Annotated in this window: 1 protein-coding gene; it reads right to left on the reverse strand. The window is 35.5% G+C overall.

Annotation, left to right across the window (positions count from 1 at the left end):
- Positions 1-411 (reverse strand): zinc-binding dehydrogenase (locus ETC02_RS17065; RefSeq protein WP_171698489.1); only part of this gene is annotated, 411 nt, incomplete at both ends.

The raw sequence follows: 411 nt of genomic DNA on the forward strand, positions 1-411 counted from the left end.
GTGCAAAATATATAATCTACTAATGGAATTTCTTTTTCTTTAAATTGACGCACTAAATCCTCTTTATGATTCAATATGATATCTGCGCCCATCTTTTCACACCACTCTGTTGTTTCTTGTCGTGATGCTGTTGTAATGACAGTTAAACCATACCGTTTAGCAATTTGAGTGGCAATACTTCCTACACCTCCAGCACCATTAATGATTAACACGGATTTACCTATATTTTCAGAAGGATTATGTGAAATTTTAAATGTATCAAAAAACGTTTCATATGCCGTAATACCAGTTAGCGGTAGACTAACCGCTTCATTAGCACTTATGTTGTGTGGCGCTTTTGCAACTATAGCTTCTGACACCAATTGATATGTCGCATTTGATCCTTGTCTATTTGGTGATCCAGCATAAAAT

The organism is Geobacillus sp. DSP4a, assembly GCF_013096875.1.
Lineage (GTDB): Bacteria > Bacillota > Bacilli > Bacillales > Anoxybacillaceae > Geobacillus > Geobacillus thermophilus.